We start from the raw sequence: 16,570 nt of genomic DNA, 5'->3' as shown, positions 1-16,570 counted from the left end.
CGGCAACGAATCAGAGGAGACACGATGCCAACCCAAATGTCCAAATCGCAGTTGATCGAAAAGATTGCGACCGCCACCGAGCTTTCCAAGCGCGACGTCAAGAACGTCATGGAGACGCTGACCGACGTCGGTCACAAGGAGCTCAAGAAGAACGGCCTGTTCCTGGTGCCGGGCTTCGCCAAGTTCGTGGTCATCAAGAAGCCCGCGACCAAGGCGCGCAAGGGCACCAACCCGTTCACGGGTGAAGAGATGATGTTCAAGGCCAAGCCGGCCCGCAAGATCGTCCGCGCCCGCCCGGTCAAGGCGGCCAAGGACGCCGTGGGCTAACAACGCAAAGGCCCCCTCGGTCGGAGGGGGCCTTTTGATTGGGGCAGCCGCGAGGGCCTGAGACGGAGGGCTCAACCCTTGCGGCGCTTCACCCGGACCGGAATGGGTTGAAGCCGCGGTCTTGAACCTAGTCCTGGCGCCGCCAGCCCATCGCGAACTCGGTCGATCGCGCGATCGAGCAACTGGCGCAGCCGCTGCGTTGTCCGCGAACTCTTCGCTTTCTCCAGCAGTTTCTTCATCGCATTCACTCCGCCGCTTCGACCTTCGCATCGACCGGCTCGAGGGCCGCGGCGATGGCTTCGTCGACGCGCTCCAGCCAGATGAAGTCGAGGTTGTCCCGCGCGCTCTTCGGGATGTCGTCATAGTCCCGCTTGTTGCGCGCCGGCAGCATCACCCGCTTCAGGCCCGCCGCCGCGGCCGCCACCACCTTCTCCTTGATGCCGCCGACCGGCAGCACCAGGCCGCGCAGCGAGATCTCGCCGGTCATCGCGGTGTCGCTGCGCACCGTGCGGTTGGTGAGCAGGGACGTCAGCGCCGTGAACATTGCAACGCCCGCGCTCGGTCCGTCCTTCGGGGTTGCGCCCGCCGGAACGTGAACGTGGATGTCGCTCTTCTCGAACACCGACTGATCGATGCCGAGCTGCGTGGCCTTGCTCTTCACCAGCGTCAGCGCAGCCTGCACGCTCTCGCGCATGACCTCGCCGAGCTGGCCGGTCAGGATCATGCCGCCGCGGCCGGGCACACGGGACGCCTCGATGAACAGGATGTCGCCGCCGACAGGCGTCCAGGCAAGGCCGGTTGCCACGCCCGGAACGCTGGTGCGCTGCGCGATCTCGCCTTCGAAGCGCGGCTGGCCGAGCACGGTGGCGATGTCCTTCGGCGTCACCACCACCTTCGCAGTCGTGCCTTCGGCGACCTGCACCGCGGCATGCCGGAACAGCTTGCCGATCTCGCGCTCGAGGTTACGCACGCCGGCCTCGCGGGTGTAGCCCTTGACCACCAGCTTCAGCGCCTCCGGCTCGATCTCGGCCTGCTCGGCGGTCAAACCGTTGGCCTCGAGCTGCCGCCGCACCAGATAGCGCTTCGCGATCTCCAGCTTCTCCTCTTCGGTGTAGCCGGCAAGGCTGATCAGCTCCATGCGGTCCAGGAGCGGACCCGGGATCTGGTCCAGCATGTTGGCGGTCGCGATGAACACCACGCGCGACAGGTCGAAGGGCACGCCGAGGTAATTGTCCCGGAACGTCCCGTTCTGCTCGGGGTCGAGCACCTCCAGCATGGCCGCTGACGGATCGCCCTGCACGCCACGGCCCATCTTGTCGATCTCGTCCAGCATCATGACGCAGTTGCGGCTGCCAGCCTTCTTGATGCCCTGGATGATGTTGCCGGGCAGCGCGCCGATATAGGTGCGGCGGTGACCGCGGATCTCGGCTTCGTCATGCACGCCGCCAAGGCTGACGCGCACGAAGGGGCGATCCATCGCACGCGCGATGGACTGGCCGAGCGAGGTCTTGCCGACGCCGGGCGGGCCGACGAAGCACAGGATCGGCGCCTTGCCCTGCGGGGCGAGCTTGCGCACCGCCAGATATTCGATGATCCGGCCCTTGATCTTCTCCAGGCCGAAATGATCGGCGTCGAGGATGGCTCGCGCCTCCTTGATGTCGATCGGCTTCTCCGCAGGCAGCGCCCAGGGCAGCTCGATCAGCCAGTCGAGATAGGTACGGACCATGCCGGCTTCGCCGGCGGCCTCCGGCATGCGCTCGTAGCGGCGCAGCTCCTTCCTGGCGTGCGCGTCCGCCTCCGGCGGCATGTTGGCCTTGGTGATGGCAGACGTCAGCTCGGCGACCTCGGCCGCCTTGCCGTCGCCTTCGCCAAGCTGGCGCTGGATGGTCGCCATCTGCTCGCGCAGGATCGCCTCGCGCTGCCGCTCGTCGAAGCTGGCGCGTGTCTTCTGGCCGATCTCATTGCTGATGCGCAGCACCTCCAGCCGCTCGGCCAGATGCTTGGACACCTTCTCGACGCGCAAGGCGAGGTCGATGGTCTCCAGCACCTCCTGCTTGTCCTGCGGCTTGATGTCCATGAACGAGGTCGCCAGATCCGCCAGCGCGCCGGGCGCGGTGGTGCCCTGGAACATCGCGGCGAGCTCAGGCGGCGCCTGCGGCAGCAGCTCGATCGCCTCGATCGCCTGGCGCTGCAGATTCAGCGCGCGCGCCTCGATCTCCGGCGAAGTCGTGGTGGGCTCCGTAATCTGCTGGATGCGCGCAGCCGGGAACGGCGTCCCCGGCAGGAAGTCGAGGATGCGCGCGCGCTGCACGCCCTGGCAGACGATGTGATGGGTGCCGTCGGGCGCGGTGATGTAGCGCACGATGTTGGCGATGGTCGCGACCCGGTAGAGGTCGTCCGGCGTGGGATCATCGACTTCGGGATTGCGCTGCAGGACGATGCCGATCGGCCGCTGCTCGCGCAGCGCCTGCTGCGCCGCCGCGATCGATTTCGGCCGCGCGATCGCGATCGGCCCGATCGCGCCGGGAAACAGCACCATGTCGCGTACGGCGACGATGATCAGCGCGTCTTCGGGGATCTTCACGTCGTTATTGGTCTGTTCGTTGTTCATCTGTTCGGTGGCCATGATCGACCTCAGGATTTGGCGAGGCGCAGCGCGACGCAGCCGTCCATCACGAAGCGGCTGATGGCGTAGCGGCCGAGGGGCAATGCAATGCGGCGCTCAAAACGCCCCTGCGGCAGTTCGAGCCGGTGGATACGGGCGTTGCGAAGCTCCGGCGGAAGCGTGCGCTGGCCGGAGACGACGAGCACGCCGTCATGAATGACCGTCTCGACATTGTCCGGATTGACGCCGGGAAGCGCGACCAGGATCAGCAGCTCATGCTCGGTTTCGAGCACGTCGATCGGCGGCTCCCAGCAGGCTTCCTGGCGGCCGAACTGCTGGCGCAGCCGCTCGGCGCGCGTCAGCTGGTCCAGGGCTTCGGACAGCATCCAGTCGAGGGGATTTTTGGGTTGCATGATGCGGGCTCAGGGGTGGGAAAGCCTGCATATGGGGCTGGTTCCCGGGAAATCCAGTGCGGTGGCGCTGACGTGCCATGCGCCATCGTGCGATCGCAAAAGCAAGCGCCGCGGCTACGGCCCAAAAAGCAAACGCCGCGGCTCTGGCCCAAAAAGCAAACGCCGCGGCTCTGGCCGCGGCGTTTCGTCATCGGCTGGCGCGCGGGTCAGGCCGCGGCGCGGTAATCTTCTTCCGCCTCGAGGTTGATCACCGAGGTGGCCAGCTCGGTCAGCGTATGATCGGTCGCCTCTTCCTCGTCCAGCGTCGCCTGAAGCAGCCTTGCTGCGTCCTGCATGCCGAGCTCCTCGGCCCAGGTGCGCAAGGTGCCATAGCGGGAGATCTCGTAGTGCTCGACCGCCTGCGCGGCGGCGAGCAGTCCCGCATCGAGCGCCGGCGCTCCCTTGAACTCCTTCATGATCTCGGCGCCCTCATCGGTAATGCCGTTGATCGCCTCGCAGGGCTTGCCGCGTGCAGGCTTGCCCAGCATCTTGAAGATCTGGTCCAGACGCTTGACCTGGCCCTGGGTCTCGCGCAGGTGCTTGTTGAAGGCGGCCGCGAGCTCTTTCGAGTTTGCAGCCTTGGCCATTTTGGGCAGGGTCTTGATGATCTTGTTCTCGGCGAAATAGATGTCCTTCAGCGTCTCCAGAAACAGGTCGCTGAGCATCTTCGGCGCCTGACGCGGTCGGCGCGCTGTGGTCTTCTTGGGTGCGCGTTTCTTCGCTCGTTTAGCCATATGTCCTCCTCTTGAGGTGACACGGGAAGGCATCTCCTTCCCCAATCCTCAGCCCATCAAAGCCGTTTGGAGAACGAAAGTTCCAAACTGCAACCGGCGCGCGCGGCGACCGTTCAGGTCGGGCGCTTGTAGGGATCTTCCTGGCGCTGTCGGGCCTCGGTGTTGCGATCGAGCTGCGCCCGCTCGCTGCGCCTGAGGTGGCCGGCCTTCATCACGCCATAGACGAGGACCCCGCCGAGCACGAAGGCCCCGATGAACCAGAGCCAGAGCAGGTTGGCCGAGAGCTGGCCGAGAAGCATTCCGATTCCACTGTCGCTCATTGTCGCCTCCAGTGATTTCCAAAGCGGCTTTGCTGGGCTAAGTCAGCCCGGAAGCCATCGTTCCAGCGTCCAAGGACCCCACCGGCACATGCTCGACTTCGCCCTGTCCGCCTTCGTGACGCTGCTGCTGGTTGTCGATCCGGTCGGCCTTGCGCCGGCCTTCCTCGCTGCGACCGCCGGCATGCCCGACAAGGTCAAACGAACCATCGCATTGCGCGCACCGCTGATCGCGGCCTCGATCCTGGTGGTGATCGCGCTGGTCGGAAACTGGCTGCTGCGCCAGCTCGGGATCGGCATCCCCGCCTTCCAGATCGCCGGCGGGCTGCTGCTGTTCGGCGTGTCCTACCAGATGATCTTCGGCGATCGTCCGCATCGCGAGGCCCGCGAGGCCGACAAGGCGACGTCCGAGCACGCCTCCGATGTCGCGGTGTTTCCCCTGGCCATCCCCATGATGGCCGGCCCCGGCGCGATTGCGACCACGTTGCTGCTTTCGGGCGACGCCGGCTATGGGGCGAGGCTCGCGGTGATCATCGCGGTCGTGCTCTCGGTCTGCCTGCTCTGCATGCTGTGCTTCGTCTCGGCTCACCTGATCGCGAAAACCCTCGGCCGCACTGGAAATGCCGTGCTCTCGCGCGTCCTCGGCATGCTGCTCGCCGCCTATTCCGTGCAGTTCGTGATCAACGGGATTGCGGCGGTCAGGACCAGCCTGCCATAGGGCTGCGACAATCCGTGAATTCGTTGATTTTGCCGTCCATTTGGTGATTTGGCAGGAGGGGCGACAAGGTGGCATCGGATCCGGGCCGCTTTCGCTTGCACTGCCATATTGCTTTGACGTACTTCGGGTCTAACAAGCCCATCGTCAGGAAATCGGGATGTCGACGACAGCGGAAGAGCTCGCCAAGAGACAGGCCATCATCGACGCCTGCCGGCGCATGAACGCGCTCGGCATCAACCAGGGCACCTCGGGCAACATCTCTGTCCGGCATGTGGACGGGCTCCTGGTCACGCCGACCAGCGTGCCCTATGAGGCCATGACGCCGGACCAGATCGTCTTCATGGCCATGGACGGCACACATGCGCCCGATCAGAAGCCGTCGAGCGAATGGCGCTTTCATCGCGACATCCTGAAGTCACGGGGTGACGTCAACGCCGTCGTGCACGCCCATCCGACCTATTGCACCATCCTGGCGATCATGGGCATGGAGATTCCGCCGGTGCACTACATGATCGCGGCGGCCGGCGGCGACAGCATCCGCTGCGCGCCCTATGCGACGTTCGGAACCGTGGAGCTGTCCGAACATGCGGTGCGGGCGCTGGAGGGGCGGCTTGCCTGCCTGCTGGACCATCATGGCATGATCGCGATCGGCAAGACGCTGGACAAGGCGATGTGGCTCGCCGTCGAGGTCGAAACGCTGGCGCGGCAATATCACGGCTGCCTCCAGATCGGGAAACCGCCGCTGCTCCCCAGCGAGGAGATCGAACGGGTCCGCCAGCGCATGGCCGGCTACGGCCTGTCGGAAGGTTAGGGCGGGCGGTGTTCGCGCGGATCAGACATCTCACCGATCGCAAGGGATCTAACCGCGTCATGGTTCGGCTGCGCGCTCTGTTGCGCAGCAACGAGTTCTATCTGATCCCGCTGGCGCTGGTGATCGGCACGCTGGCCGGGGCGGTGGTGACGCTGATGGCGCATATCGCGCAGATCGCGCACGTGGTGATCTATGGAATTCCCGTCGATGTCCACTTGTCGGCCCACGCGAGCGTCAGCCCGTGGGCGGCACTGATCGCGCCGGCGCTGGGTGGGCTTTCGCTTGGCATCATGGAGTGGTCGCGGCGTCGGATGAAGATTTCGAACGCGGTCGACCCGATCGAGGCGAACGCGCTGCGCGGCGGCAATCTGTCGATGCGGGACAGCGTCATCGTGTCGAGCCAGACGCTGATCTCCAACGGCTGCGGCGCCTCGGTCGGCCTCGAGGCCGGCTATACCCAGATTGGCTCGGGGATCGCCTCGCTGTTCGGCAAGTTCTTCAATCTGCGCCGCAACGATCTGCGCCTGATGGTCGGCTGCGGCGCTGCGGCTGCGATCGCGGCGGCATTCGGCGCGCCGATCACCGGTGCCTTCTACGCCTGTGAGTTGATCGTCGGCGTCTATTCGGTCGGCAGCGCGGCCCCGATCCTGGCAGCCTCGCTCGCCGGCGCGCTCACCGCGCAATGGCTCGGCGGCGCGCCATACTCGCTGGAGATACCCAAGGTCAGCGCCGTCGGCGTCGAGCAATATCTGGCCCTGATCGGGCTTGCGCTCATCACCAGCGGCGTCGGCATCGCCGTGATGCGCTCCTCGCCGATGTTCGAGCGCCTGTTCGCCTGGCTGCCGATCTGGCTCCGGCCGGTGATCGGCGGCCTCATCGTCGGCGGCTTCGCCATCGTGACGCCGCAGGTGCTGGCGGCCGGCCATGGCGCCATGGTGCTCGATCTCTTTCACGACATGACGATCGGCCTGATCGCGCTGATCATCGCCCTAAAGGTGACAGCCTGCCTGGTCTCGCTCGCCTCGGGCTTCCGCGGCGGTCTGTTCTTCGCCTCGCTGTTCGTCGGCAGCCTGATCGGAAAGTTCTTTGCCGCGGTGCTGCTCTTGATCAGCCCGAACTTCGCCATCGATCCATTGGTTGCGATGCTGACGGGCATGGCGACGCTCGGTGTCGCCATCGTCGGCGGCCCCCTGACCATGTCGTTCCTGGTGCTCGAGATGACCCGCAATGTCGACGTCACCGCCGTGGTGCTCGCCGGCTGCATCGTCACCTCGATCTGCGTTCGCTTCATGTTCGGCCACTCCTTCTCGACCTGGCGCCTGCATCTGCGCGGCGAGACCATCCGCAGCGCCAATGACGTCGGCTGGCTGCGCAATCTCACCGTCGAGCGGCTCATGCGCTCCGACGTCGGCAAGGTGCCCTCGACCACGACGATCGCCGCCGTCCGCCGCGAGTTCGCGCTGGGATCGCGGCCCGGTATCGTCATCGTCAACAATTCCGACGAATATGTAGGCTTGGTCCTGCTGCCGGACCTGTTCTCCAGCGACCTCGACACCATCGCCGACGACATTCAGGTGATCGAGCTCGCCCGCCTGATCGACATTGTGCTGATCCCGGAAATGAACGTGAAGTCGGCGATGGCGGTGTTCGACGAGGCCGAAGCCGAGATGCTGGCGGTGGTGGATTCCACCGACAGCCGCAAGGTGGTCGGCTTCCTCACCGAAAACTTCGCCCGCCGCCGCTATGTCGAGGAGATCGACAAGGCGACGAGGGGTGTGCTGGGCGCGCTGTCGTAGGCGCCTTCTATCGACCGGGTTGAGGCGGGGCCGCGACCAGGAGCGTCACGATCCGCCGCACCATCGGCAGCACCACCAGCAGCGTCGGAAAGGCGACCAGCCAGGACAGCGCCCAGGCGCCCGGCCAGGTCGCGAGGAACGCCGGCGTCGCCCCCAAGCTCCGGAGCGTCGAAATGACCGACACCACGGCCGTCATGAGGATGGACAGCACGAACGGCATCACGATCGGCGCATAGCGCGCCGGCAGTTTGCGAACCACAATCATCTGATTTCTCTTGGAAAAGGACGCGTCGGTCACGTTGAACCCTGCAAATGGCATCGATCCCGACGGCGTCGGTTGATGCGTTGGTTCACGTGAAACGCTTACGGCGACCGAAAAACGGCGCGGCTGTTCATTATCCGCTCAGGTTCGATGGTTCAAGCTGCGAGTTGGTCGTTCGGTTTACAATCGTTCAAAGCGTGGCAGATTGCCGCGAACATGAAACCATCTCAACGGTTTGCGCATTGAATCCGGTTTGCAGATCCCTACGTTTGGCAAGAGCATCGGCAAGATTATAGGAAGGTCAAAATGACTGTGAGACCCATGATTTCCGCAGCCGGCCGCAACATGGTGCTGGCCGCGTTCGCAAGCCTGGCATTGGTCGCAACCTCCGCATCGCCCTCGGCTGCGGCGTCCCCCGGGGCGGTGTCAGCGAAGCCCGTCACGGCAGGGCAGGGCTCCTCCGACGTCACCGATTTCAGCGCAGCCCGGCGTCGCCACTATTATCGGCGCGGGTCGAACGCCGCAGGCCTCGCCTTCATGGGCGCCGCGGCGGGTATCATCGGCGGGGTGATCGCCGAGCAGCGGCGCCGCGACTACTACGAGAACCGCTATTATTATGGGTCGCGTCCCTACTATGGCGGTCAGGGCTATTATGGCGGTCAGGGCTATTACGGCGGCGGCAGTCCGTTCTATTACGATCCGGGCTACTGAGCGGCTGTTTTCAACGCGGCCCGGAATGGGTTGCGCGAAAAGGGTGGCGCTTTGCGCCGCCCTTTTTTTGATGCGTCGGTATCCTTGTAGCCCGGGTGGAGCGAAAGCGTAATCCGGGGCCGCTCGCCCGGCGTCTCGCACCGTCCCGGATTGCGCGGAGCCTGTCATCGGGCGGCGCTTCGCGCCGACCCGTTGGCGCCATCCGGGCTGCGGGACCGAGCCTGTGTCGCCCTCTGTCAATCCACTTCGCTAAAAATATTCCACTTTACCGAAATTCGGTTTCGGCGTATGTGTCGCCCATCCCGGCTCACCCAAGAGGGGCGACTATGTGGTCGTCACTGTCGCGAGCCGGGCTTGCGGTGGACGCGGCAGCGTCGGCACGAGAGGTGCGGGCAGGGCGGGTAGTCCCTGCGAGCCCGAGGCTTCGTGCGGACGAGCGGCGCTGTTAGGTTCGTCTCGTCTGTATGTTTCCGGCTTCGTCGACAGGGCTGGAAAAACTGCGGCGAAATGGCGGGCCGTGCGTACGGCAAAACTGTGTGGTCCTGGCCGTCGTTGCTACGGTCAAGCTGTTCGAAGATGCGCGCGAGCCCAACCGGGTGGACGGCATCGTCAATTCGAACGGCGAGGGAGGCCAGAAGGAATGGTCGGCTCCCGGGAGATCACGGCATAAGCCGTCCGACCATCGCGCAGGGAAGGCCGAGTGATCGGCACCACCTGTATGCTGCTGTGCGGTTCTTTCTGCGTGTGCTTTTCGCGCAGCGGACCGCGGGTGCGAGCTGGCACCCGGCCTTCCCTGCGCCCTCTTGGATTGGAGGGTGGCGAGACCAGGCAAAGCTCGGGCGAAATCCGCCGCGAGGCCGAAGAGGCGTGTCTGCGAGCTGAGCTACGTGCCACAAACTCGATCTCGTAGGGTGGGCAAAGCGCAGCGTGCCCACGCCTTGTTGCTTATGGACGGAGATCGTGGGCACGGCGCTATGCGCCTTTGCCCACCCTACGGCAGCGCCGCTGGGATGTGCACTGGAGTCGCAATGACATGTGGACACAGCCTGCGCCACACTCCGCTCTCGTGCCCCGGACGCAGCGCAGCGTCCCCGGCGATGCGAAGCATCGTCCGGAAGCGGTGCGCTGCAGAGCCGGGGCACATCCATCCGCATCGCGCCCTATCGCCTTCTGGGTCCCGGCTCTGCGAAGCAGCGCTTCGCGCTGCATCGCGTCCGGGACACGAGAGGGAAGCGATGGAGCTTGCCCCGTCTTTGCGCGCCGGCAGTCCCTTGCGAAGTCGCCCGGCCCAGCCCGGCTAAATATTCGGCAATCGCGCCCTCCGGTGCCGATGGACTTGCCCGCGGCAATCCAGTTCAATGGGCCAATCGAGCTTTCAGGCGACAACGATGTCGAGATATCTGCTGGTCCTGCTGCTGTTGGCGTCACCGGCGGCCGCGCAAGTCAAGTTGGCGCCGAAGACCGCGGCCGGACATCCCGATCCCTGTGTCCCGATCGGGCGTACCGCCGACGGCAAGCTGGTCTACTCCATGACATGCGAGATCCTGCCGGCACCGCCCCCGCCGCCGCGGGCGGAACTGAAGGAAGCCCCTCCGCCGGCCGCCGAGCCGGAACCGGAGACGCGGCGGAGCGGCATTTTCGGCTGGTCCTACGACCGCAGGTGACGCGTCCGCGCCCCTTGCGCGAAACTGTCGGGAGTGCTCTTTGCTTGAAAATTATCCGTGGGGCCACCGGCCCCGATCCAGAGAGATGAGATGAGCAAACTCGTTATCCGTGCCGGCGACTTCACCTTCGATGCCCGCTTCGAGGAGCAGCTGGCACCCAAGACCGTCGCCGCCTTCCGCAAGGCATTGCCGTTCGAAAGCCACATCATCCATGTGCGCTGGAGCGGCGAGGGCGTGTGGATGCCGCTCGGCGATCTCGATTTCGGCGTCGGCTACGAGAACCACACCAGCTATCCCGCGCCGGGCCAGATCATCCTCTATCCCGGCGGCATCAGCGAGACCGAGATCCTGCTGGCCTATGGCGGCGTTCACTTCGCCAGCAAGATGGGCCAGCTCGCCGGCAACCACTTCATCACGCTGACCTCGGGCCTGGAGAATCTGGCGACGCTGGGCAAGAGCGTGCTGTGGAAGGGCGCGCTGCCGATCCGCTTCGAGGAAGTCTGAGTGGCTGACACACGCTACCCGCGCGATCTCCGCGGTTACGGCCGCAACCCGCCGCACCCCGAGTGGCCCGGCAACGCGCGGGTCGCGGTGCAGTTCGTCGTCAATTTCGAAGAAGGCGGCGAAAACAACATCCTGCACGGCGATCGCGCCTCGGAAGCGTTCCTGTCCGACGTGCTCGGCGCGCAGCCCTGGCCGGGCCAGCGCCACGCCAATATCGAATCGATGTTCGAATATGGCTCGCGGGCCGGCTTCTGGCGGCTGTGGCGGATGTTCACCGCGCGCAACTGGCCGACCACCGTGTTCGGCGTCGCCACCGCGCTGAAGCGCAACCCCGAGATCGTCGCCGCCATGAAGGAGGCGGGCTGGGATATCGCCAGCCACAGCCTGAAATGGATCGAACACAAGGACATGACCGAGGCACAGGAGCGCGCCGAGATCGCGGAAGCGATCCGCGTCCACACTGAGGCCACCGGATCGCGGCCGCTCGGCTGGTACACCGGGCGCTCCTCGATCAACACCAACCGTCTGCTGATGGAGGAGGGCGGCTTCCTCTATCTCTGCGACTCCTATGCCGACGATCTGCCCTATTGGGTCAAGAGCGCGGGCGGCAAGCAGCTCGTCATTCCCTATACGCTAGACGCCAACGACATGCGCTTCATCAACCCGCAAGGCTTTGCCGAGGGCGAGCAGTTCTTCACCTATCTGAAGGACGCCTTCGACGTGCTCTATGCGGAAGGCGAAACTGCGCCGAAGATGATGTCGGTTGGCCTTCATTGCCGCCTCGCAGGCCGGCCCGGACGCGCTGCGGGGCTGATGCGCTTCCTCGATTATATCGGCAAGCACGAACGCGTCTGGGTGCCGACGCGATTGCAGATCGCCCAGCACTGGCACGACAAGCATGCGCATCTCGCGGCCACTGCGTTCGAGATCGGTTGAGGACGATGTCGCAGATATCGCTGTCCGACCTCAATGCCGCAAGCAAGGCCGACTTCGTCGCGGCGCTCGCCAATGTCGTCGAATATTCGCCGTGGATCGCCGAGCAGCTCGCCGACAAGCGACCGTTTGCCGGCATCAATCAGTTGCACACGGCGCTGATGGCGGCGATCCAGAGCGCCGAGCCCGACGTGCAATTGGCGTTGATCCGGGCGCATCCGGATCTCGCCAGCAAGACCCAGCGCGCGGCGGGGCTGACAGTGGAATCGACCGACGAGCAGAACAGCGCCGGCCTCGATAGGTTGTCGGATGCCGAATACGCGGCGTTCGAGCGCGTCAACAGCGCCTATCGGGACAAGTTCGGCTTCCCCTATATCGTCTGCGTGCGCCGCCACACCCGGGATTCCGTGCTGCGCGACTTCGAGACGCGGTTACGCAATATCGCCAAGACCGAGACGCGGCGCGCGATGGAGGAGATCGGCCGGATCTCCGCGCTGCGGCTGGATCAGCTCGTCATGGCCGACGACAGGCTGAAGGTGCACGGCCGGCTCTCGACCCATGTGCTGGACAACCACGCCGGCAAGCCCGCGTCCGGCATCCCGGTCGAGCTCGTGGAGCTCGCAAGCCTCGGCGAGAGCCGTGTGATCGCGCGCGCGGTGACCAATGCGGACGGTCGCACCGATCAGCCGTTGATCGGCGGTCGCCCGCTGCCGATCGGCCGCTATGAGCTCAAATTCAGCGTTGCCAGATACTACGCCGAGCGCAACGTACCGCTGTCGGATCCGCCGTTCCTCGACGAGATCCCGCTGCGCTTCGCCGTCAGCGAGCCAGAGGGGCACTATCACGTGCCGCTGTTGGTCACGCCCTGGAGCTATTCGACCTATCGCGGCAGCTGAATGCAAGGCGCGCTCTTCACCTCGCCCCGCGTGCGGGGAGAGGTCGAATTCGATCGTAGATCGAATTCGGGTGAGGGGGACTCTCGACGCGTCCAACTGTCACCGTCCTTGCGGAGACTCCCCCTCACCCCAACCCTCTCCCCGCAAGCGGGGCGAGGGAGAACAGCGTCGCCGTGGTCGAGCTATCGCGTCCCAGTGGAGTTGCCGAACTTCGCGTGCAGCGCCGGAAACAGCCGGTCCGGCTTGAACGGCGGCGCGGTGAAGCGGATGCCGGTGGCGTTCGCGATCGCGTTGCCGAGTGCGGCCGCGACCGGATTGTACGGACTTTCGCTCATCGACTTCGCCCCTAACGGTCCGATCGTGTCGGACGTCTCGGCGAAGAACACCTCGGTGCGGGGCACGTCCGCGAAGGAGGGCAGGTGGTAGTCGCGGAATTTCGGGTTGGTGACGCGCCCCTCGGCGTCGATCACCATCTCCTCGTAGAGCGCGGCGCCGAGCGCCTGCGCCACGCCGCCTTCGACCTGACCGCGGCACTGCATGGGATTGGCGACCACTCCGGCGTCCGCGGCGTGCACGCTCCTGAGAATCCTGAGCTCGCCGGTGGCCTTGTTCACGGCGATACGAAAACCCTGGACGTTGAAGCCGACCGAACGCGGTGTTCCCTCGGAATTGCCGCTGCCTGCGAACGGCTGCCCGCGCTCGCGCGCGAGCTTCACCAGTTCCGCAAAAGGCATGCGCCGGACGCCGCTGACGATGGCGTTGTCCTCGAGCACGCAGCTCCCGACGTCACACAGCCAGGCGCCGGCGGCGGCCGCCTTCAATTCGGTCGCGAGCTGCAGAGAAGCCGCATGGGTCGCCTTGCCGGCGACGAACATGCCGGCGCTGCCATAGGCGCCGGTGTCGTGGCCTCCATGGGCGGTGTCGGACTGGCGCAGTCGGATTCTGTCGACAGTGGTCGCGAGCGTGGTCGCGGCGATCTGCCGGTGCACGGTGCTGGTGCCGTTGCCGAATTCGGCGGTGCCGACGGTGAGATCGAAACCGCCGTCATCGTTGAGCGTAATCGTCGCGTCGGCGAGGTGGCCCGCCGGCGGCGCGGTGTCGATCATGGTCAGCGCGACGCCGTCGCCGCTCAGCCAGTCCGGCGACAGGTCCGGCTGCGGGCCGTCGGCCTGCATCGCGCGCTCGACGAGGTCGAGGCACTGGTCGAGCCCGTAGGAGCCGTAGAGCACGTCGTGAAATTCGGACGGCGGCGGCGACAGCATGGGATCGCCATCCCTCACGATGTTGCGCCGGCGCATCTCGTAGGGGTCGATGCCGAGCTGCCGGCCCAGCTCGTCGATCGCGGCCTCGATCGCGATCAGCGTCTGCGGCAGGCCATAGCCGCGAAACGCGCCCGCCGGCACCGTGTTGGTGTAGACGGCATGACCGTCGACCCGCTTGTTCGGGCAATTGTAGACCGCGATGGACTCCGACAGCGAATGGAACATCACCGGGCCGGCGTGATTGCCGTAAGCGCCGGTGTTGGAGAGCACGTCGAGCTTGAGCGCGGTGAGCTTGCCGCCGGCATCCGCTCCGGCCTTGATGTGGACCCGCATCGGGTGCCGCGTCGAGGTCGCGATGAACTGCTCCTCGCGGGTGAGCTCCAGCTTCACCGGACGTCCCGTCTTGAGCGCAGCGAGCGCCAGAATGTCCTCGACGAACATCTCCTGCTTGCCGCCAAAGCCGCCGCCAACGCGCTCGCAGAACACGCGGACCTTGTCGGGAGGAAGCTTGAAGATGTCGGACAGCGCGCGCCGGGTCAGGAACGGCACCTGGGTCGAGGTGCGGACATTGAGCACGCCCGAGGCATCGAGCCAGGCGAGGCCGCCATGGGTCTCCAGTGCCGCGTGCTGCACGCGATGACTGTGGAAGGTGCCCTCGAAGGTGACGGCAGCTATCGCGAGCGCCGCCGCGACGTTGCCGAACTCGCCATGCGTCTCCGCAGCGAGGTTGCGCTGAGCGTCGGCGATGCGGTTCGCGGTGGTGCGGTCGGGATGAATGACGGGCGCACCGGGCGCCATCGCCTGCTCCGGATCGATCAGCGCAGGCAAAATCTCATAATCGAGCTTCAGCCGGCGGCAGGCCTCCTCGGCGGCGGTTTCGCTTTCGGCAACGATGGCGGCAACCCTCTGGCCAATGAAGCGGACGACGTCGTCGAGAACGCGGGTGTCCTCGGGGTCCATCCAGTCCATCTCGTGCCGCGCGGTCGAGATCAGCATCGAAGGTGCGTCTTCATGTGTCAGCACCGCGCGTACGCCGGGAACCTTCAGCGCTTCCGACTTGTCGATTGCGACGATCCTGGCGTGGGCATGAGGCGAACGCACCAGCTTGACGTGAAGCAGGCCCTCGATGGCGGTGTCGAAGGTGTAGCGCGCGTCGCCGCGCACGATGTCGGGGCCTGCCGGCGCCGGCAGGCTGCGGCCAAACGCGGCTCCGGGCTCGACGCTCGCCTCGACATTGGTCTTGCCGAGCAATGCATCCTCGATCGCGCGATAGCCGGTGCAGCGGCAGATATTGCCCTTCAGCGCCGCGCCGAGATCGGTCCGCTGGGCCTGATTCAGCGAGGCGCAGGTCAGGATCATGCCGGCGGTGCAGAAGCCGCATTGAAAGCCCTGCGCGTCAAGGAAAGCCTGCTGCATCGGATGCGTGCCGTGGTCTCCGCCCAGACCTTCGATCGTGGTCACACTGCGTCCCTCGACGCGGAACGCCGGGATCAGGCAGCTGTGCACCGGCTCGCCGTCGAGCAGCACGGTGCAGGCGCCGCAGTCACCGGCGTCGCAGCCCTTCTTCACGCCGAAATGGCCTAGCTCGCGCAGGAACGTGCGCAGGCACTGGCCGGCGCGCGGCTCCTGCGCAAACGGTTTGCCGTTGACCTCGAAGCTCATGAAGGCATTGCCCCCAGCAGCTCGCGGCGAACCTCTTCGGCGAGCCGCAATGTCATGTGCTTGCGCCAGAGCGGCCGGCCGTGGATGTCGGTGTGGTACAGATCGTCCGTGATCTGCTGGGCGATCGCGTCGCCCAGCGCGCTCGCGTCCGGGGCCCGGCGAAAGGACAGCTGGATCGGCCGCACCGTCGACGCGGTGACCGTGAGCGTCAGCGTGCCGTCGGCATCGAGGCTGCCGATCAGGAGCGCCGCCGAGCGGCCGACCGGCGCCAGCGAGATCTGGCGATATGCCGTGCGGCGTTTCAGCGCGGCAATCCCAATATCGATCTGGCGAAGCAGGTCGCCCGGTGTCAGGCGATTTCGCTGGTTGCCGGTGACGAAGTCGACGACAGGAATCCTCTGCTCGCCGCCGCCAGCCTTCCAGATGGTGCAGACGCCGCCCAGCGCTGCAGTAAGGGAGATCATCGGTCCCGCCGGCAGCGACATGCAGAGATTGCCGCCGACGGTCGCGGTCTTCCAGATCTTGAACGACGCAAGGAAGGCGCGGCAGCACTGGTTGATCAGCGGCGCGGCGAGCCAATCGGACGGGCAGGCAAGTCCGTCGAGCTGCGCGACCGTGCACGTGGCGGCAATGGAGAGATGGCTGTCCGTGATCGTCAGCGCCGGCCATTTCAGGTCGGTCAGATCGATCAGCCGCTTCAGATGCACCTGCGGCTCCGAGAACAACCACGTGCCGCCCGCGAGCCAGGCGTCGCCTGCCGTCCAGGCGGGCAGCTGCGCGCGCGTTTGCGGATGGGCGACCGTCGTGATGGTGTTCAAATCCATGGCTGCGCCAAAGCTTCCGCCGGTGAATCGTGCCGATGAGTCTTGCAAGACCGGAGCCAAGTGGCAACAAACAAGTCGCAATAAAACAAGTC

The 16,570-nt window shown here is 65.7% G+C and carries 17 protein-coding genes; 9 read left to right on the top strand and 8 right to left on the bottom strand.

The window, feature by feature from the left end; all coding sequences use genetic code 11:
- The first annotated feature begins 24 nt into the window (after positions 1-24).
- Positions 25-327, top strand: a complete 303-nt coding sequence (locus tag XH81_RS01800; RefSeq protein ID WP_018320691.1) for an HU family DNA-binding protein — start codon at positions 25-27, stop codon at positions 325-327.
- A 71-nt stretch (positions 328-398) separates the two neighbouring features.
- On the opposite strand, the gene XH81_RS01795 is transcribed toward XH81_RS01800, so the two are convergent.
- From XH81_RS01795 to XH81_RS01775, 5 genes are all read right to left on the bottom strand, one after another.
- Positions 399-566: a hypothetical protein gene (locus tag XH81_RS01795; RefSeq protein WP_162832254.1), complete on the bottom strand. Its 168-nt coding sequence runs from the start codon at positions 564-566 to the stop codon at positions 399-401.
- A gap of 5 nt (positions 567-571) precedes the next feature.
- On the bottom strand, positions 572-2,953 hold the full coding sequence (gene lon, locus XH81_RS01790; protein WP_271595648.1) for an endopeptidase La: 2,382 nt from the start codon (positions 2,951-2,953) through the stop codon (positions 572-574).
- An 8-nt stretch (positions 2,954-2,961) separates the two neighbouring features.
- Complete coding sequence (locus XH81_RS01785; protein WP_028142669.1) at positions 2,962-3,345, bottom strand: Hsp20/alpha crystallin family protein; 384 nt, start codon at positions 3,343-3,345, stop codon at positions 2,962-2,964.
- 206 nt (positions 3,346-3,551) lie between these two features.
- Positions 3,552-4,118 (bottom strand): YciE/YciF ferroxidase family protein, encoded by a 567-nt coding sequence (locus XH81_RS01780; RefSeq protein ID WP_028142668.1) that lies wholly within the window; start codon positions 4,116-4,118, stop codon positions 3,552-3,554.
- A 113-nt stretch (positions 4,119-4,231) separates the two neighbouring features.
- Positions 4,232-4,438 (bottom strand): hypothetical protein, encoded by a 207-nt coding sequence (locus tag XH81_RS01775; protein WP_018320686.1) that lies wholly within the window; start codon positions 4,436-4,438, stop codon positions 4,232-4,234.
- A gap of 88 nt (positions 4,439-4,526) precedes the next feature.
- Here XH81_RS01775 and XH81_RS01770 point away from each other — a divergent pair, with 88 nt between their 5' ends.
- The 3 genes from XH81_RS01770 (at position 4,527) to XH81_RS01760 (ending at position 7,760) form a co-directional block, all read left to right on the top strand.
- Complete coding sequence (locus tag XH81_RS01770; protein WP_028142667.1) at positions 4,527-5,153, top strand: MarC family protein; 627 nt, start codon at positions 4,527-4,529, stop codon at positions 5,151-5,153.
- Positions 5,154-5,310: 157 nt separating this feature from the next.
- Entirely contained in the window at positions 5,311-5,964 is a 654-nt protein-coding gene (locus XH81_RS01765) for an L-fuculose-phosphate aldolase (protein WP_028142666.1), read from the top strand.
- Between the two features lie 8 nt (positions 5,965-5,972).
- The gene (locus XH81_RS01760) at positions 5,973-7,760 is read left to right on the top strand and encodes a chloride channel protein (protein ID WP_028142665.1); all 1,788 of its coding nucleotides are present in this window, start codon (positions 5,973-5,975) and stop codon (positions 7,758-7,760) included.
- Positions 7,761-7,767: 7 nt separating this feature from the next.
- Here XH81_RS01760 and XH81_RS01755 read toward each other — a convergent pair whose 3' ends face one another.
- Positions 7,768-8,025 carry a DUF2798 domain-containing protein gene (locus XH81_RS01755; protein WP_026202400.1) on the bottom strand — a complete coding sequence of 86 codons (258 nt, stop codon included), beginning with the start codon at positions 8,023-8,025 and terminating at the stop codon, positions 7,768-7,770.
- 303 nt (positions 8,026-8,328) lie between these two features.
- On the opposite strand from XH81_RS01755, the gene XH81_RS01750 reads away from it, so the two are divergent.
- The 5 genes from XH81_RS01750 to uraD all read left to right on the top strand — a co-directional run bounded on the left by XH81_RS01750 (position 8,329) and on the right by uraD (position 12,730).
- Entirely contained in the window at positions 8,329-8,733 is a 405-nt protein-coding gene (locus tag XH81_RS01750) for a hypothetical protein (protein WP_028142664.1), read from the top strand.
- A gap of 1,388 nt (positions 8,734-10,121) precedes the next feature.
- On the top strand, positions 10,122-10,397 hold the full coding sequence (locus XH81_RS01745; protein ID WP_028142663.1) for a hypothetical protein: 276 nt from the start codon (positions 10,122-10,124) through the stop codon (positions 10,395-10,397).
- A 90-nt stretch (positions 10,398-10,487) separates the two neighbouring features.
- Entirely contained in the window at positions 10,488-10,901 is a 414-nt protein-coding gene (locus XH81_RS01740; RefSeq protein ID WP_014493672.1) for a DUF3830 family protein, read from the top strand.
- Positions 10,902-11,837, top strand: coding sequence for an allantoinase PuuE (gene puuE, locus XH81_RS01735; RefSeq protein ID WP_028142662.1), 936 nt, complete (start codon positions 10,902-10,904; stop codon positions 11,835-11,837).
- Positions 11,838-11,842: 5 nt separating this feature from the next.
- A complete protein-coding gene (uraD, locus tag XH81_RS01730; RefSeq protein WP_028142661.1) occupies positions 11,843-12,730 on the top strand; it encodes a 2-oxo-4-hydroxy-4-carboxy-5-ureidoimidazoline decarboxylase in 888 nt (295 codons plus the stop codon).
- A 182-nt stretch (positions 12,731-12,912) separates the two neighbouring features.
- Here the strand turns inward: uraD and XH81_RS01725 are convergent, their stop codons facing one another.
- Positions 12,913-15,654 (bottom strand): molybdopterin-dependent oxidoreductase, encoded by a 2,742-nt coding sequence (locus XH81_RS01725; protein ID WP_028142660.1) that lies wholly within the window; start codon positions 15,652-15,654, stop codon positions 12,913-12,915.
- On the bottom strand, positions 15,651-16,478 hold the full coding sequence (locus XH81_RS01720; protein WP_097668448.1) for an FAD binding domain-containing protein: 828 nt from the start codon (positions 16,476-16,478) through the stop codon (positions 15,651-15,653). The genes XH81_RS01725 and XH81_RS01720 overlap by 4 nt, the downstream gene beginning before the upstream one ends.
- Positions 16,479-16,570 lie beyond the last annotated feature (92 nt).

The organism is Bradyrhizobium sp. CCBAU 25360 (genome assembly GCF_028128695.1).
Classification (GTDB): Bacteria; Pseudomonadota; Alphaproteobacteria; order Rhizobiales; family Xanthobacteraceae; genus Bradyrhizobium; species Bradyrhizobium ottawaense.
Note: the sequence above shows the minus strand (reverse complement) of the source record. Positions and strands in the feature narration are given on the sequence as shown.

Bases quoted from the DNA above. Each gene is read 5' to 3' on its own strand.
- XH81_RS01800 (WP_018320691.1), top strand. From the start codon at position 25: ATGCCAACCCAAATGTCCAAATCGCAGTTGATCGAAAAGATTGCGACC.
- XH81_RS01795 (WP_162832254.1), bottom strand. From the start codon at position 566: ATGAAGAAACTGCTGGAGAAAGCGAAGAGTTCGCGGACAACGCAGCGG.
- lon (WP_271595648.1), bottom strand. From the start codon at position 2,953: ATGGCCACCGAACAGATGAACAACGAACAGACCAATAACGACGTGAAG.
- XH81_RS01785 (WP_028142669.1), bottom strand. From the start codon at position 3,345: ATGCAACCCAAAAATCCCCTCGACTGGATGCTGTCCGAAGCCCTGGAC.
- XH81_RS01780 (WP_028142668.1), bottom strand. From the start codon at position 4,118: ATGGCTAAACGAGCGAAGAAACGCGCACCCAAGAAGACCACAGCGCGC.
- XH81_RS01775 (WP_018320686.1), bottom strand. From the start codon at position 4,438: ATGAGCGACAGTGGAATCGGAATGCTTCTCGGCCAGCTCTCGGCCAAC.
- XH81_RS01770 (WP_028142667.1), top strand. From the start codon at position 4,527: ATGCTCGACTTCGCCCTGTCCGCCTTCGTGACGCTGCTGCTGGTTGTC.
- XH81_RS01765 (WP_028142666.1), top strand. From the start codon at position 5,311: ATGTCGACGACAGCGGAAGAGCTCGCCAAGAGACAGGCCATCATCGAC.
- XH81_RS01755 (WP_026202400.1), bottom strand. From the start codon at position 8,025: ATGATTGTGGTTCGCAAACTGCCGGCGCGCTATGCGCCGATCGTGATG.
- XH81_RS01750 (WP_028142664.1), top strand. From the start codon at position 8,329: ATGACTGTGAGACCCATGATTTCCGCAGCCGGCCGCAACATGGTGCTG.
- XH81_RS01745 (WP_028142663.1), top strand. From the start codon at position 10,122: ATGTCGAGATATCTGCTGGTCCTGCTGCTGTTGGCGTCACCGGCGGCC.
- XH81_RS01740 (WP_014493672.1), top strand. From the start codon at position 10,488: ATGAGCAAACTCGTTATCCGTGCCGGCGACTTCACCTTCGATGCCCGC.
- uraD (WP_028142661.1), top strand. From the start codon at position 11,843: ATGTCGCAGATATCGCTGTCCGACCTCAATGCCGCAAGCAAGGCCGAC.
- XH81_RS01725 (WP_028142660.1), bottom strand. From the start codon at position 15,654: ATGAGCTTCGAGGTCAACGGCAAACCGTTTGCGCAGGAGCCGCGCGCC.
- XH81_RS01720 (WP_097668448.1), bottom strand. From the start codon at position 16,478: ATGGATTTGAACACCATCACGACGGTCGCCCATCCGCAAACGCGCGCG.